13 protein-coding genes and 1 pseudogene are annotated in these 14998 nt (G+C 71.9%); 8 read left to right on the top strand and 6 right to left on the bottom strand.

Annotated features, from left to right (window positions below; genetic code table 11):
* Positions 1–75: 75 nt before the first annotated feature.
* The 3 genes from ACFT2C_RS01350 to ACFT2C_RS01340 all read right to left on the bottom strand — a co-directional run bounded on the left by ACFT2C_RS01350 (position 76) and on the right by ACFT2C_RS01340 (position 3943).
* The gene (locus ACFT2C_RS01350) at positions 76–975 is read right to left on the bottom strand and encodes a dioxygenase (RefSeq protein WP_377205201.1); all 900 of its coding nucleotides are present in this window, start codon (positions 973–975) and stop codon (positions 76–78) included.
* On the bottom strand, positions 968–2797 hold the full coding sequence (locus ACFT2C_RS01345) for an FAD-dependent oxidoreductase (RefSeq protein WP_377205200.1): 1830 nt from the start codon (positions 2795–2797) through the stop codon (positions 968–970). The genes ACFT2C_RS01350 and ACFT2C_RS01345 overlap by 8 nt, the downstream gene beginning before the upstream one ends.
* An 81-nt stretch (positions 2798–2878) precedes the next feature.
* Positions 2879–3943 (bottom strand): AraC family transcriptional regulator, encoded by a 1065-nt coding sequence (locus ACFT2C_RS01340; protein ID WP_377205199.1) that lies wholly within the window; start codon positions 3941–3943, stop codon positions 2879–2881.
* Between the two features lie 162 nt (positions 3944–4105).
* Here ACFT2C_RS01340 and ACFT2C_RS01335 point away from each other — a divergent pair, with 162 nt between their 5' ends.
* Genes ACFT2C_RS01335 through ACFT2C_RS01325 form a run of 3 tightly spaced genes read left to right on the top strand, consistent with a single transcriptional unit; the run spans position 4106 to position 6004 of the window.
* Positions 4106–4693 carry a hypothetical protein gene (locus tag ACFT2C_RS01335; RefSeq protein ID WP_377205198.1) on the top strand — a complete coding sequence of 196 codons (588 nt, stop codon included), beginning with the start codon at positions 4106–4108 and terminating at the stop codon, positions 4691–4693.
* Positions 4694–4738: 45 nt separating this feature from the next.
* Complete coding sequence (locus tag ACFT2C_RS01330; RefSeq protein ID WP_377205197.1) at positions 4739–5479, top strand: histidine phosphatase family protein; 741 nt, start codon at positions 4739–4741, stop codon at positions 5477–5479.
* Between the two features lie 33 nt (positions 5480–5512).
* Positions 5513–6004 carry a PH domain-containing protein gene (locus ACFT2C_RS01325; protein ID WP_377205196.1) on the top strand — a complete coding sequence of 164 codons (492 nt, stop codon included), beginning with the start codon at positions 5513–5515 and terminating at the stop codon, positions 6002–6004.
* Here ACFT2C_RS01325 and ACFT2C_RS01320 read toward each other — a convergent pair.
* Entirely contained in the window at positions 5991–6878 is an 888-nt protein-coding gene (locus tag ACFT2C_RS01320) for a MerR family transcriptional regulator (RefSeq protein WP_377205195.1), read from the bottom strand. The two genes, ACFT2C_RS01325 and ACFT2C_RS01320, sit on opposite strands and share 14 nt — an antisense overlap.
* Before the next feature lie 42 nt (positions 6879–6920).
* On the opposite strand from ACFT2C_RS01320, the gene ACFT2C_RS01315 reads away from it, so the two are divergent.
* Positions 6921–7385, top strand: a complete 465-nt coding sequence (locus ACFT2C_RS01315; protein ID WP_377205194.1) for a DUF6194 family protein — start codon at positions 6921–6923, stop codon at positions 7383–7385.
* 38 nt (positions 7386–7423) lie between these two features.
* Here the strand turns inward: ACFT2C_RS01315 and ACFT2C_RS01310 are convergent, their stop codons facing one another.
* Both ACFT2C_RS01310 and ACFT2C_RS01305 read right to left on the bottom strand, forming a co-directional pair.
* Positions 7424–8200 carry an MOSC domain-containing protein gene (locus tag ACFT2C_RS01310; RefSeq protein ID WP_377205193.1) on the bottom strand — a complete coding sequence of 259 codons (777 nt, stop codon included), beginning with the start codon at positions 8198–8200 and terminating at the stop codon, positions 7424–7426.
* A gap of 39 nt (positions 8201–8239) precedes the next feature.
* On the bottom strand, positions 8240–9481 hold the full coding sequence (locus ACFT2C_RS01305) for a metallophosphoesterase family protein (RefSeq protein WP_377205192.1): 1242 nt from the start codon (positions 9479–9481) through the stop codon (positions 8240–8242).
* Between the two features lie 158 nt (positions 9482–9639).
* On the opposite strand from ACFT2C_RS01305, the gene ACFT2C_RS01300 reads away from it, so the two are divergent.
* From ACFT2C_RS01300 to ACFT2C_RS01285, 4 genes and pseudogenes are all read left to right on the top strand, one after another.
* Positions 9640–11001: an NAD(P)/FAD-dependent oxidoreductase gene (locus ACFT2C_RS01300; protein ID WP_377205191.1), complete on the top strand. Its 1362-nt coding sequence runs from the start codon at positions 9640–9642 to the stop codon at positions 10999–11001.
* 84 nt (positions 11002–11085) lie between these two features.
* Positions 11086–12120, top strand: a complete 1035-nt coding sequence (locus ACFT2C_RS01295) for a glycoside hydrolase family 5 protein (RefSeq protein ID WP_377205190.1) — start codon at positions 11086–11088, stop codon at positions 12118–12120.
* Positions 12121–12157: 37 nt separating this feature from the next.
* Positions 12158–13282 (top strand): metalloregulator ArsR/SmtB family transcription factor, encoded by a 1125-nt coding sequence (locus tag ACFT2C_RS01290; protein WP_377205189.1) that lies wholly within the window; start codon positions 12158–12160, stop codon positions 13280–13282.
* Positions 13283–13298: 16 nt separating this feature from the next.
* Positions 13299–14996: pseudogene (locus ACFT2C_RS01285) on the top strand (FAD-dependent oxidoreductase); the annotation flags it as partial.
* Between the last annotated feature and the right edge of the window lie 2 nt (positions 14997–14998).

Here is a 14998-nt window from a genome sequence, read left to right as displayed (position 1 = left end):
TGCGGGCGCGATCGTTGTGGCTGCTCACCAGGGCGACTGCCACCGCGCCGCGCACTGCTGGTCCGGGCCCGCGGATCAGGTGGCGGGGGCGAGGACTATGTCGAACCGGGTGCGCGACCAGGTGTCGCCGACCGGGCGGCCGTCCGGCGTCGGGGTACCCGCCGGCTGCTCCTCGAAGTCCATGACGAGCGAGTCCTTGACGCCGAACACGGAGTCGGCGTCGAGCAGCTCGTCGCCCCGCACGAAGATGTGGGTCACGAGGGTCCGCAGCCCTGGGGCCGTCACCATGAAGTGCAGGTGCGCGGCGCGCAGGGGCGAGCGGCCCGACGCCGCGAGCAGCGCGCCGACCGGCCCGTCGTGCGGGATGGGGTACGGCGTCGGCGTGATGGCCCAGAACCGGTAGGCGCCGTCGGCCTCGGAGAAGAGATGGGCGCGGCCAGCCGTGCGGTCGTCGCCGTACTGGACGTCGTAGAAGCCGTCCTCGTCCGCCTCCCACACCTCGATCCGGGCGCCCGGGACCGGGTTGCCCGACGTGTCGGTGACCGTGCCCGCCACCCAGCACGGCTGCCCCGCGGCGCCGCCGGAGATGTCGCCGCCGTTGTCGATGCGCGGGGCGTCGTCCACGAAGAACGGGCCGAACACCGTGGCCTCCGTCGCGTTGGCGTAGGCCTCGTTGTTGATGGCGATCGTCTGCATGGAGGCGCCCAGCACGTCGGACAGCAGGATGAACTCCTGCCTCTTGTCGTCGGTGAGGTGCCCGGCGGCCGTGAGGAACCCGATGCCTGTGGTCCACTCGTCCTCGGTGAGGCGCACCTCCCGCAGGAACGCGTGCAGGTGCCGGGTCAGGGACTGCAGGACGGTCTTCAGCCGCTCGTCGGCGGCGCCGTCGAACGACGCCACGACCCGGTCGATGAGCTCCCGCTCGCGGGCGGCCTGCTCGTCGGCGACGGCGGCGTCCCGGCCCGGCTCAGCCATCCTGCTCGCCCCGGCCGAGCACCGCCCGCAGCGCGTCGCCCAGCGCCTGCGCCGGGTCGTCGGCGAGCGTCTGCGCGCGCCACGCGACGTGCGCGTCCGGGCGGACGAGGATCGCGCCCGACTCCTCGACGCCCCGCATCTTCGCCCAGTCGTAGTAGGTGTCGATGACCTCGCGGCCCGGCCCGATGACGACCGCCCCGAGCGGCAGGCCGAGCTCCTCGGCGACCTTGTCGGCGGCGTCGGCCCAGGCCTCGCCCGCGATGCCCGTCACCAGCGTGAACTGCCCGTACGGCACGAGGTCGTGGGTCGAGCGCTTGTGGCCGTCGACGTCGGCCACCCACACGTGCGGGAACCGCGCGCCCGGGACCGTGGACTGCTTGTAGTAGAGCTCGGGATCGCGCTCGTCCAGCGGCTGGGGCGAACCGTCCGGGACGACGGCGGCGGACTCGTAGAACTGGCCCATGTCCACGCCGTGCGCGTTGAACTCGTAGTGCTTCAGGTCCATGGCCTCCACGAGCGCCTTGCGCTTGGCCTCGCCCGCGGGCGTGTTCGCCTTGCGCTCGTCGATGGCGGCCTGCATCGCCTCCGGGGTCTCGGCGTCGAGCACGCCGAGCACCTCCATGAACCGGAACTCGCCGCCCGACTTGTTGGCCCGCAGCACTATCTGCTCGGCGATCGGCGCGCGCTCGGTCGAGTAGGTGTCCAGCAGGGACGGCGCAGCCTGGCCGTTCAGCACCGCGGCGATCTTCCACGCCAAGTTGTACGAGTCCTGCACCGACGTGTTGGAGCCGAGGCCGTTGCTCGGCGGGTGCCGGTGCACGGCGTCGCCGGCGCAGAAGACGCGCCCCTTCTGCAGGTGCGTCGCGTACATCTGGTTGTTGCCCCACAGCGAGTAGCCGGTGATCTCGACGTCGAGGTCGTCGACGCCGACAAGCTGGCGCACGATCTCGGTCGCCGCGGCGTCGTCGAGCTGCGGCGGGTCGCCGGCGATGTCGTACCCCCAGACGATGAGCCACTCGTTCCACGGCCGGACCATGCGGACCAGGCCCGCGCCGATGCCGCCGACGTCGGACCCCGGCTGCAGCACCCAGTACAGGACCGACGGGCGGTGGCCCACGAGGTGCGTGAGGTCGGCCTTGAACGTGATGTTCATGGAGCCGGCGATGTCCATCGCGCCCTCCATGGGCAGGCCGATGTCGGCGGCCACCTGGGAGCGGGCGCCGTCGCCGCCGATCAGGTACTTCGACCGGATCGTGTACTCGGTGCCGGTGACGCGGTCGAGCACGCGGGTGCTGACGCCGTCGTCGTCCTGGGTGTGGCTCAGGTACTCCGTGGAGAACCGCGACTGCGTGCCGCGCTGGGTGGCGTTCTTCACCAGGATCGGCTCGAGGTAGGTCTGCGGGATGTCCACCGTGAGCGACGGCGAGGCGAGGCGCGCGTCCGCCTCCCGGGCGGGGTGCGTCTCCCAGGTGAGGATGCGGCCGATCTCCTCGCCAGCGATCGTCGTGCAGAACACGGTGTCGCCGACCAGCTCGTGCGGCGTGGCATCGGCGAGCACCTGGTCCTCGATGCCCAGGTCGCGGAAGATCTCCATGGTCCGCTGGTTGGTGATGTGCGCGCGGGGCGTGTTCGCCGTCCAGCGGTACTTGGTGATCATGATGGTGCTGATCCCCAGGCTGGACAGGAACAGGGCGGCCGACGCACCCGCCGGGCCGGAGCCGACGACCAGCACGTCGGTCTCGACGACTATGTCGCTGCCGGCGCTGGTGTCCGTGCTGCTGGGGAGTTCGGTCTCGGTCTGACCGTCGTCGAAATCAGGCATGCGCACGAGGGTGGCGCAGGCCCGCCTCCTCGAAAAGGGCAGGCCATGAAAGTCGGCGGAAAATCTCAAGACGAGACTGGCTCAGGCGCGTGCGGAGAAGGCGTGCCGGCGCACCTCCGACGGCGGCATGCCCGCCTGCTCCCGGAACACGCGCGAGAACTGCGCGGCCGACGAGAACCCGCAGCGCAGGCCGATCGCCTCGACGGTCTGCTCCGCGTACGACGACATCCGCAGCAGCCGACCCGCCAGCTCCACGCGACGCCGGGCGACGAACCGCGGCACGCTCGTGCCCCGCTCGGCGAACACGCGCGAGAGCTGCCGCTCGCTCAGGCCGATCGCGTCGGCGATCCGGCGGGCGGACAGCGTGGGGTCGCGCAGCCACTGCCGCACGTACTGCTCGGCCGCGGCGAAGTGCGCGCTCGCCGCCTGCGCCCCGGACGCCGCCGGCCGCGCCACCACCGCAGCGACCAGCTCGAGCGCGGTGGCCTCGTCGACGGCACCGTCGCCGCGGGGGCCCACCGCGCGCGCGACCAGTGCGGCCAAGGCCGCCGCGTACGTGTTGGTGCCCGATGCCCAGGGCGCGCCTATGGCCGATGCTCTTCCCGGCCCCGCTCCCGAGGCCGTTCCCGAACCGGCTCCCGACCTCAGGGTCGGGCGCAGTGCGCCGAAGTCGATGACCCGGGCGGTGCGCGGCACGGTGCCGCCGACAGAGCGGAACACGTCGTACGGGACCTTGATCGCGAGCTCCTCCAGGCCGTGGGAGAACCCCCGCAGGAACGGCCGGTCGGCGTCGCACACCAGGAGCTGGCCGGGGCGCAGCATCCGCACGCCGTCGTCGTGGTGGAAGACCGCGTCGCCCACGAGCGTGAAGTACAGGGCCACCGATCCGGTGGGGCGGGTGCGGACCGTGCGGGCCGTGCGCTCGACGGCGTGCGGGTTGGCCTCGACGTGCGCCAGGTGCAGCCGGTCCACCTGCAGGTTCGCCTCGGACGCCTCGAGCGCCGCACCCTCGCGCATGCGGCACCGCAACGCCACCAGGGCGTCGGCGTTGTGCTCCTCCCACAGCTCGATCCGCCGCGCTGCGGGCAGGCCACGCGTGGAGAAGCGGTCCACGGCGCCGTGCGACGCCGGAGTGGCACGGGTCACGCTGCTCAGCGTAGGTGCAGGGTGCGGCGCGCACCAGGATTCCTTGCGCGATAGGCCCGCGTGTCGGACCGGGCGTGTTTGGGCAGGTCAGGGAGCGACAACACGAGAGGATGCCGCGCGCGGGCAGCTTCCCGCACTGGACCAGAGACCTTGGAGGACCTCATGGGCGACCCTTACTCCCCGATCCCGGAACTGAACCTGCTCAAGGAGCTGGAAGACCGCATCTCGGGAGGGAACATCTCGCGCGGGTTCTTCCTGACGGAGTTCGGACACGCATCCGGAATCGACACCTGGTCGGAAGATCCCGAGTTCCTCGACGGCCTTCTCTCCTTCGCGGACGCCAACAAGTCCGGTTCCATCTACGCCCTTTGGCGCATCGACGACCGCGCCGACATGGCGACCCTGCCCGTCGTGGTGTTCGGGGACGAAGGCGGGATCGCTGTCGTCGCGCGGAATCTCCGAGAGCTGTTCCTGCAGCTCGGCTGCGACCGGACGCTCTACGTCGGGGACTACTCGGCCGGGTTCGGCGACAAGGACGACAAGGACGCGGAACACGAGCAGTACGACCGCCACGACGAGTACCTCGACTGGCTGAGCCAGCACTTCGGGCTCACCCCGCCCGACGACCCCTACGACCTCGTGCGCGCCGCGGAGCAGGAGGTGGGAGCCCAGTTCGCGCGCTGGGTCGCGCGCTTCTGGGACGAAGAGGATTTCGTGGAGAACTTCATGGAAGAGATCGCAAGCGAGTAGCCCTCAGGGGGTGCGCTCCGTCGTAGGGCGCGGGATGCTCCAGCCATGCCCGAGGAGACGACGCCCGCGACCCAGCACACCTCTCAGCCCAATCCTCAGAGCGGCTCTCGGCCGCCCGCCCTGAAGCCCTCGCGCGACCCGCAGCTCGTGCTGCTCCGGCACGGCGAGACCGAGTGGAGCGCGAGCGGGCAGCACACCGGACGCACTGACATCCCGCTCACCGCGGCCGGCGAGGAGCAGGCTCGGTCCGCCGGGGCGACGCTCGCCGACTACGCGTTCGCCGCCGTCTACACCTCGCCGCTCGCCCGGGCGCGAGTGACGGCGGAGCTCGCGGGGTACCCCGACGCCGTCGTCGACGAGGACCTCGCCGAGTGGGACTACGGGCCCGTCGACGGCCGCACCTCGCACGACGTCTCCGAGGACCTGGGGCGCGAGTTCCAGATCTTCGACGACGGCGTCCGCGTGCTGCCGCCGTCGGCCGAGCACGGCGACGGGCGGCTCGGGGAGACGCTGGAGGAGGTCGCCGCGCGGGCGACGCGGGTAGTGGCCCGGGCGGAGCGGGTGCTCGCCGGTCAGGCCGGTGCCGGTCCGGGGCCCGGCGCAGGTTCGGGCGGTGACGTGCTGCTCGTCGCGCACGGCCACCTGCTGCGGGTGCTCACGACCGTCTGGCTGGGCGTCGACCCGCGCCTGGGGGCCCGGTTCGAGCTGGGCACCGCCGCCGTCTGTCTGCTGGGCTACGGGCACAGCCTGCGCACCATCGAGGGATGGAACCTGGCAGCACAGTAGATCCCGCTGGCGCAGTAGGGCAGTATTCGCGGAATGAGGGAAGAGCACCTCGCTGAGGGCGAGACCATCGTGATGCAGCTTCGCACCCACCCGAAGAAGGTCGTGAAGCCGATCCTGCTGCTCGTGCTGCTCCTCGCGATCCTCATCGCCCTGTGGATCGTGCCGCTGCCGGTGGACGGGATAGTGCTCTGGTTCGCGACGCTCGTGCTCGTGGTGCTCGGCCTGGCCGCCGCCATCGGGCCGTTCCTGCGCTGGCGCACCACCCGCTACATCATCACGAACCAGCGGGTCGCGCTGCGCACGGGCATCCTGACGCAGACCGGCCGGGACATCCCGCTCTACCGGATCAACAACGTCACCTTCGAGAAGCAGCTCAGCGACCGGTTCTTCGGCTGCGGCACCCTCGTGATCTCCGACGGCACGGACCAGCCGGGCATGGTGCTCGACGACGTGCCCGACGTCGAGAAGGTGCAGCGCACCCTGCAGGACCTGGTCCGCCAGGGCAAGCAGCTCAGCGACGACTGACCGCTGGGGCGTGCGGGGACCTCCCGGGAGGTCCCGCCAGAGGAGTGGACTCCAGGACGGCGGCGACGTCGGCACCGGCCCGCAGCAGGGCGACGGTCCGGACCGCGATCTGCTCGAGACGACCGTCGAGGATCCGCCCGGCCTCGGCGATCCCCTCCGCGATTCCGTCGACCTGCCGCAGCGTCGCGACGACGTCGCGCACGGCGGGGACGCCGTACCCGCTGCTGCGCAGGGCGGCCACGATCCGCGCCTCGCGGATCGCCCCGGTCCCGTACTGGCGGGCGCGCAGGGTGGTCACGCGCTCCGGGACCGCGAGTCCCTCCTGCTCCCAGAACCGGAGCGTGGACGTGCGCACGCCGAGGGCTGCGGCGAGCTCGGTGATGGTCATGGTGTCGGCGGTGGTGTCGCTGCCGAGCGGGGCAGCGCCGGAAACGGCCGCCTCGCTCTGGATGGCGTGCAGCGCGGCCCGCGCACGGAGTGCCTCGTCGCGCTCGCGCGCCAGCCGCACGTACACGGCACCGATCGCGGCGGCGGCATCGGCGAAGCGTGGAGTCTGCCGCCTGTCAGTCGGAAGCCAATCAGTCGAAGGTCCGTCGGTCGCTTTCGCGTCAGTCGAAAGGCCGGCGACCGGCGGCGCAGCGAACAGGTCGGCGAGCAGACGGCGGGCCTCGACTGGTCCAGCGGCGCTCGCGAGGCCCCGATAGGCGCGCAGCGCCTGGACGTGCGTCGTCGTGTAGGCGCGATACCCGTTCGCCCCGCGGACGGCGGGCGGGATGACGCCCAGCCGCTCCAGGTCCCGGACCTGCTGCACGGAGTATCCCGACTCCCGCGCGACGTCGGCCGTGCGGAGCGGACGGTTGTCGTCTCGTGTCACTCGCCCAACCCCACATAAGCACTTGAAGGTGATGCTTGAACCATGAGCACCCACCTGAGTATCGACCAGATCATCGGCACCGTGCGCGACCTCGAGGGCTCGCTCGTCGTGGCGCCCGCCGTCGGCGACCCGGACTTTCCAGAGCTGGCCTGGGGCGACGCGTTCTTCTACTACGCCCCCGACGGCGTGATGCCCCGGACCGTCCAGCCCTACGGGACGATCGTCACCAAGAACTACCCCGACGACACGGCCTCCGATCTCGACGGGCCGGACCGCTGGCGCGTGAACATCCACGTCGACCGGGCGACGTTCCGGGAGCTCACCGGTGATCAGGCCGATCCCGCCACACCCGACCTCGTGCTGCCGCACCCGGTCTACGGGTCGGCCGGCTGGATCGCCGTCGTCAATCCCGGGCGCGAGACCGGTGACACGGTCCTCCGGCTCCTGCGCGAGGCCCACGACGCCGCCCGCGCACGGTTCGAGAGGCGGCACGCGGCGGAGGGCTGAGCCTCCTGTGTCAGGTGAGCGGCGCCGGGCCGCAGGGGTCAGTCCACGACCGCTCGGCCTGCTGCCTGTTCAGTGCGGCGCAGCATGTCGACGCTGAGCCGGATGTCGCCGGCGGCGTGCGCGTTCAGCAGCCGCTGCGCGAGCGCCTCCAGGGTGTCGGGGTCGGGGGCGCCCTTCTCGTCGGGCACGAGCGTGGCGGCGTCTCCGACGACGGGTGCGAGGTCCGCCGCGCGCTCCGGGACGACGCCCGTCGTCGGGCCCTCGCCGCGCGCGACGCCGTAGCGGCCGGCGAACCAGTCCGCGACCGTCACCCCGTGCGCGGGCTTCTGCACGACCTCGACGGTGTCGCCCGCGCCGATCTCGCCGTTCTCGATCACGCGCAGGTAGGCGCCCGTGCGGTTGGCCTGCGTGAACCGGCGCACCCAGCGCTGCTCGCCGAGCCGGCGTCCGAACGTCTGGCAGGGCACGCGCGGCTGCGTCACCTCGAGCAGCGCCGTTCCGACCCGCCACCGCTCGCCGATCACGGCGTGGTTCACGTCCAGGCCGCGCGTGCGCAGGTTCTCGCCAAACAGGCCGGGCGTGACCTCGCGGCCCAGCTCGGCGGACCAGAAGTCGGCGTCTTCCTGCGCGTAGGCATAAACGGCCTGGTCACGGCCGCCGTGGTTGGCGCGGTCCGCCTGCACGTCCGCGTACAGCCCGAGCGGCCGGACCTTGACCCGCCCGTCGACCGGACGCTTGTCGATAGCCGTGACCCCGACGGTCCCGGCGTCGGGATGCAGGACGTGGACGCGGCAGACCGCGAGGAGCTCAGCCATGCGCCCATGCTCTCACCCGTGCCGCGTCCCGCCCGTGCGTCACTTGCCCGTCGGCAGCGGGAGCGGCTCCATCCATTGGTCGTTCGCGGTGAGGTCGATGCCGAACTCGCCGGCGAACCGCATGCGCGTGCCGGTCAGGACGCCGTCCGCCGACTCGTCGAGGTCGTAGACGCGCGCCCCGCGCAGCCGGTTGCGCTCGGCGCCCGACAGGCCGTAGGTGCCGAACCCGGTGTTCCCGGCGTAGCCGAGCAGCACGCCGTAGTAGTCACCGGAGTAGGTGTTCACGTGGTCGTGGCCGCAGAACACGCCGCGCACGTCGCCGCGGTGCTGGATCGCCGAGAACATGCCGGAGTTGAAGGGCCCGGGGCACTCCTCCTCGTTCCGCTCGCCGTCGATACGGTGCCGCGCCTTGCCGCGCTCGTGGTCGGCGTCCGTCCGGCCGTCGACCGAGCCGAACCACATGAAGCGGTACTCCCACAGCGGGATGTGGATGAACATCAGCGCCGGGACCACGTGGCCGGCCTGACGCTCGATCTGCACCGACGTGTCGTAGTACCACTTGACCTGGTCCATGCGCAGCCAGTCCCAGTGGGGGTACCCGTCGAAGTCCTGGCCGGCCAGCAGGTCGGGGGCGTACCGACCGGAGTCGAGCAGCCAGAGGTTGAACGCCGGCCGGCCGTTCGTGCCCTCGATCAGCAGGTTCGAGTTGCCCTGGCCGGTGACGCCGGGCGCCGTCGGGCCGTTCACGTTGTAGCGGTAGGACCGGTAGAAGGCGAGCATGTCGGCCTCGTCGACGCCGCTGTTCGGCGTCGAGTCCTCGTCGTGGTTGCCGAAGGTGATGGCCCACGGCACGGCCCGCTCTTCCATGGGCTGCACCACGTTGTTCATCGCCTGGCGCATCTCGAGCGGGGTGTCGCAGCCGCCGGTGATGTTGTCGCCGTTGAGGATCACGAAGTCCGGCCGCTCGTCGTCGAGCACCGCGCGCATGAGCTCCAACGTGCGGCGGTCGATCTTCTCGTCGTCCTGCGTGTCGTTGAACTGGACGATCTTGAACGTGCCGTCCCGCCCGAACCGCAGCGAGCGCTGCGGGTGCCGGGCGAGCTCGGTCGCGGCGGCGGGCACGGCCGCCCCGGCGGCTGCCACGGTCGCGACGCCGGCCGCGCCGAGGCTGCTCAGGGACAGGAACGTCCGGCGGTCGACGCCGCCGGTGGGACTCTCGGCCGTGCTGGTCTCGGCCGTGCTGGTCTCGCTCGGCGTGACGCCGGCTGTGTGCTCACTCATGCCGACGACGATCGGAGGCCGGGCTGGCGTCCGCCCGACCAGAGGGTGGACCCACGATGACGGTCTGCTGAACGCCTCCTGCCGGCTCACGACCTGTGTTCACGCACTGTGTTCACGACCGACCGCGCCGTTAACACTCCGGTGAGAGACTTCGTCACGTGACCGAATCCGCACACATCCCCGTGCATCCTGAGGACGAGGACTACGGCCTCGAGACACCCCTGGCCGGACACCCGGAACCGCTGCCGCACGTGGTGGTGGTCGGCGGAGGATTCGCCGGCATGGCCGCCGTGAAGGCCCTGAAGGACGCGCCGGTGCGGATCACGCTGATCGACCGCCGGGTCTACAACACGTTCCAGCCGCTGCTGTACCAGGTGGCGACGGGCGGGCTGAACCCGGGCGACGTCACGTACTTCCTGCGCGGCCTGCGGCTGAAGCAGAAGAACGTGCACGTGGTGCACGAGCACCTCGTGGAGGCCGACCACGAGGCGAAGAAGATCCGCCTGCTCAACGACCACTGGATCAGCTACGACTACCTCGTGGTGACGGCGGGCGTGACCACCAACTTCTTCGGGACGCCAGGCGCCAAGGAATACGCGTTCCCGATGTACTCCCGGTCCCAGGCGCTCCGGATCCGCGACAACCTCTTCATCCGCCTGGAGAAGGCCGCGAAGTCCAAACGGCTCGACGAGGGGCTGCGCGTCGTCGTCGTGGGCGGGGGCGCCACGGGGGTCGAGGTGGCGGGCGCACTCGCCGAGCTGCGCACCGCCGGTCTGGCGCCCGCCTACCCGGAGATCCACGGCGACGCGTTCGAGGTCAAGGTGGTGCAGCGCGGCGGCGAGATCCTCAAGTCGTTCGCGCCCAAGCTGCGCAAATACGCCGCCAAGGAGCTGTCCCGGCGCGGGGTCTCGCTGCACCTGGGGGCAGGTGTCGCCGCCGTTGAGCGCGACGCCGTGGTGCTCACCGACGGCAAGCGCATCCACGCCGACCTCACCGTCTGGTCGGCGGGCGTGCGCCCGCACGAGGAGGTCGTCGAGTGGGGCATGCCGCAGGACGAGGGCGGCCGCATCAAGATCGGCGACGACATGCAGGTCGAGGGGCTGCCGGGCGTGTTCGCCGCCGGCGACATCGCGGTGTCGCCGTCGGACCTGCCGCAGCTCGCCCAGCCCGCCATCCAGGGCGGCACCCTGATCGGCCGGAACATCGAGGCGCTGCTCGCGGGCCGCCCCCTGCGGGAGCTTCGCTACGTCGACAAGGGCACGATGGCGGTGATCGGGCGCCGCGCGGCGATCGCCGAGATCAACCTGCCGGGCGGCACGCCGCTGCGGCTCACCAAGGGCACGGCGTGGCTGGTCTGGCTGTTCGTGCACATCATGTCGCTGGTCGGGCCCCGCAACCGGGTCACGACGCTCGCGGGCCTGGTCACGCGCTACGGGTTCCCGTTCCACCGGCGTCCGATCCCGATCGTGGGCGACGTGCCGACGGTGCGGCCGCCCAAGCCCGCCGGCTCCGGAACTTAAGCGTTCCACCTCCTGTCCCGCCCCACCCGCGTGGGAGACCCTTCGAGGGCCGTACTCGCCGTACACCTCGAAGGGGAGCGATCCATGAGACCCACGCGCGCGACCATGTCCGGTACCGCAGCGGCCGCACTGTTCGGCCTGCTGCTCGCCCCGGCGCTCGGCCAGCCGGCCGGCGCCGCGACCCCGGCTGCGCCCGACGGCGGCGCGGACGTCGTCGGCATCCATGTCAGCGGCGGACGGCTCGTCGAGAGCGACGGATCGCCGCTCCTGCTGCGCGGCGTCAGCCACGCGCACACCTGGTACGCGTCGCGGACCGGTTCGTTCGCCGACATCGCCGACGCCGGGGCCAACTCGGTCCGCGTCGTGCTCAGCGACGGGACCCGCTGGACGCGGAACGGGGCCGCGGACGTCGCCGACGTCGTCGGCCTGTGCGGGGAGAACCGGCTGGTCTGCGTGCTGGAGGACCACGACACCACCGGCTACGGCGAGGAGGCTGCCGCCAGCACGCTCGACACCGCGGCCAGCTATTGGATCTCGCTGCTGCCCACGCTCCAGGGCACCGAGGACCGGGTCCTCATCAACCTCGGCAACGAGCCGTACGGCAACAACGCGGCGGTCAACGCGGGCTGGGCCGCCGACACGAGCGCTGCGATCCAGCGCCTGCGCGACGCCGGGTTCGAGCACACGATCGTCGTGGACGCGCCGTCCTGGGGTCAGGACTGGCAGGGCGTCATGCGGGACTCCGCCGCCGACGTCCTCGCGGCCGACCCCGACGGCAACACCGTGTTCTCGGTGCACATGTACGGCGTGTACGACACCGCGGCCGAGATCACGGCCTACCTCGACGCCTTCACGAGCCGGGGGCTGCCGATCATCGTGGGCGAGTTCGGGCACGACCACTCCGACGGCAACCCCGACGAGGACACGATCATGACGTACACGCGGTCCCAGGGGATCGGCTGGTTCGCCTGGTCCTGGAGCGGCAACGGTGGGGGCGTCGAGTACCTCGACATGGTGACGGGCTTCGATCCCGCGCAGCGGACCACCTGGGGCCACCGGGTCATCACAGGGCCGGACGGGCTCGCCGAGACCTCGGTGCGCGCGGGCATCTTCGGCTGACCTTGCGTCCTGTATCGACAGATGTAAACATAGAGGCATGTCGATACAGAGCGGGAGCGGCGAGCGGCCCGTGGCCACCTCGGCGGAGGCCCACGCGATCGGGGCCGACACCGCGGCCGACCTCGCCGCGACGCTCAAGGCCATCGCGGACCCGGCCCGGCTGCGCATGCTGTCGGCCATCGCGACCTCTCCGACCGGCGAGACGACGGCGGGCGACCTCGCGACGCTGACCGCCGTCTCCCAGCCGACCGTGTCCCACCACCTCAAGGTGCTGCGCGACGTCGGCCTGCTCACCGCGGACCGGCGCGGCACCTGGGTCTGGTACCGCATAGCGCCGGGCTACCGGGGCGCGGTCACCACGCTGCTGGACCGGTTCGCGCCGGCGGCCGTCGAGGTGCGCGGTGCCCAGGCCGGACGCGCGCGCGTTGGCCAGGCGGGCGCACGGCACGGCGGCCCCGGCCACGGTGAGGGGTCCGGGCTCGAGAACGTGGACCCCGCGCTCGACCGGCTCGCGACGTCGCTCGCCGAGCGCTTCCCGGGCACCCCGGAGCAGGAGTGCTACCGCTTGGTCCGGGAGTCGTACACCGCGCTCGCCCGGCGCGGCGGGAACGCCGCCTACCTGGTCCCGCTCACCGAGCACTTCGCACGGCAGCGCATCATCGACGCCGAGAAGGCGCGCGCGGCCGACGTCGGGCACAAGCCGCAGGTGCTCTTCGTCTGCGTCGCCAATGCCGGGCGGTCGCAGCTCGCGGCGGCCCTGCTGCAGCACTACGCCGGCGAACGCGTGGTGGTCCGCTCCGCCGGCTCCGCGCCCGCGAGCGACGTGCACGCCGCGGTGCGCAGCATCCTCGACGAGCTCGGCGACACCGCCGCCGCGGAAGCCGTCGACGACGTCGCCCGCTTCTATCCCAAACCGCTGACCGACGACGCCGTCCGCGCGGCCGACGTCGTCGTGACCATGGGCTGCGGCGACTCGTGCCCGGTGCTGCCGGACACGCGGTACGAGGACTGGACGGTGGGCGACCCCGCCCTCGCCTCCCCCGCCGGCGTGGCCGCCATCCGCGACGAGCTCGACCGGCGGGTGCGCGAGCTGCTCGCCTCCCTGCTGCCTACCGAAGACGCTCTCCCGGCGGGCGGAACGCCGTCCGCCAAGACTCGCTGACGACCGAAGGAAACCGATGAACGCCCTGCCCCTGGCGAGCGCCTCGCCGAAGATCGTCATCGTCGGGTCGGTGGCGGCCGGCACCTCGGCGGCCGCGAAGGCCCGCCGTAACACCGAGAGCGCGCAGATCACCGTGTACGAGCGCGACCACGACATCTCCTACTCGGGCTGCGGCCTGCCGTACTTCGTGGGCGGCGAGGTCGCCGACATCGACGAGCTCACCCCGCGCGACCCGGCCTGGTTCAAAGCCCGGTACGACGTCGACGTGCGCACCGGGCACGAGGTCCTCGCCGTCGACCCCGACGACCGCACCGTGACGGTGCGCGACCTGGCCACCGGCCGCGCTTTCGTCGACAGCTACGACGAGCTGGTGCTGGCGACCGGCGTGCGCGCCGTCGTCCCGCCGATCGCGGGCGTGGACGCGACCGGCGTGTTCTCCGTCCGCAACCCCACCGACGCCCGCGCCATCCGGGCCTGGATCGAGGACAGCGAGTCGCGGGGCAGGCCCGTGCGGCACGTCGTGGTCGTCGGGGCCGGCTACATCGGACTCGAGATGACCGAGCAGCTCGTGGCCCGCGGCCTGACCGTGACGGTCGTCGAGGCGCTCGACCACGCCATGCCCCGCATGGACGCGGACATGTCCGCCCGGGTGGACTCCGAGCTCCGCAAGCACGGCGTGGACCTGCGGCTCGCTACGAAGGTTGTGGGTATCGCGTCGGACGACGACGAGGTGAGCGGCGTGGAGGTCGACGGGGTGGGTGGCGGGGTAGGAGCAGCCACGGCCGAGCACATCGACGCCGAGCTCGTGATCGTCTCGGTCGGCGTTCGCCCGAGTACCGACCTGGCCGTGCAGGCCGGCGTGCGGCTCGGCCCGACGGGCGCCGTCGCCGTCGACCGCCGGATGCGCACCAGCGTGGACCACGTGTGGGCGGTCGGGGACGTCGCGGAGTCGTTCCACGTCATCACCGGCGAGCCCGTCTGGGTGCCGCTCGGCTCGACGGCGAACAAGATGGGGCGCATCGCAGGGGACGCGATGACCGGCGGGCCGCTGGAGCACCGCGGCATCCTCGGCACGTCGATAGTCCGGGTCTTCGACGTCGGCGTCGCGCAGACCGGTTTCACCGAGAAGCAGGCACGCGCCGCCGGGTACGACGTCGAGGTGCTGCACAACATCAAGCCCGACCGGCCGGAGTACCTGGGCGGCACGCCGCTGGTCATCAAGGCAGTGGCGGACCGGGCCACCGGCCGGCTGCTGGGCGCGCAGGCGATCGGGGCGTCGGGGGCGGACAAGCGCATCGACGTGCTGGCCACGGCGATCACCTACGGGGCCGACGTCGCCGACCTGTTCCACCTCGACCTCGCCTACTCCCCTACCTACGCCACCACCAAGGACCCGGTCCACTACACCGGCATGGCGTTGACCAACGCGATCCACGGGCAGGCGCCGCTCGTCACCCCGGCCGAGCTGGACCGTCGTCGGGCCGAGGGCGAGGGGCTCCAGGTGGTGGACGTGCGGTCCGCGAAGGACCGCGCGAAGTCCGCCGTGCCCGACTCGGTGCACATCCCGCTGGCGGAGCTGCGGCAGCGGGCGCGCGAGCTCGACCCCGGGCTGCCCACGGTGACGTACTGCAACAAGGGCGTCACCGGGAACGCGGGCCAGAACGTGCTGCGCAACCTCGGGTTCGCGGACGTCGCGAACCTGTCGGGCGGCAACCA

Source organism: Promicromonospora sp. NPDC057138 (assembly GCF_042670845.1).
Lineage (GTDB): Bacteria > Actinomycetota > Actinomycetes > Actinomycetales > Cellulomonadaceae > Promicromonospora.
This window is presented reverse-complemented; position numbering and strand designations above follow the sequence as displayed.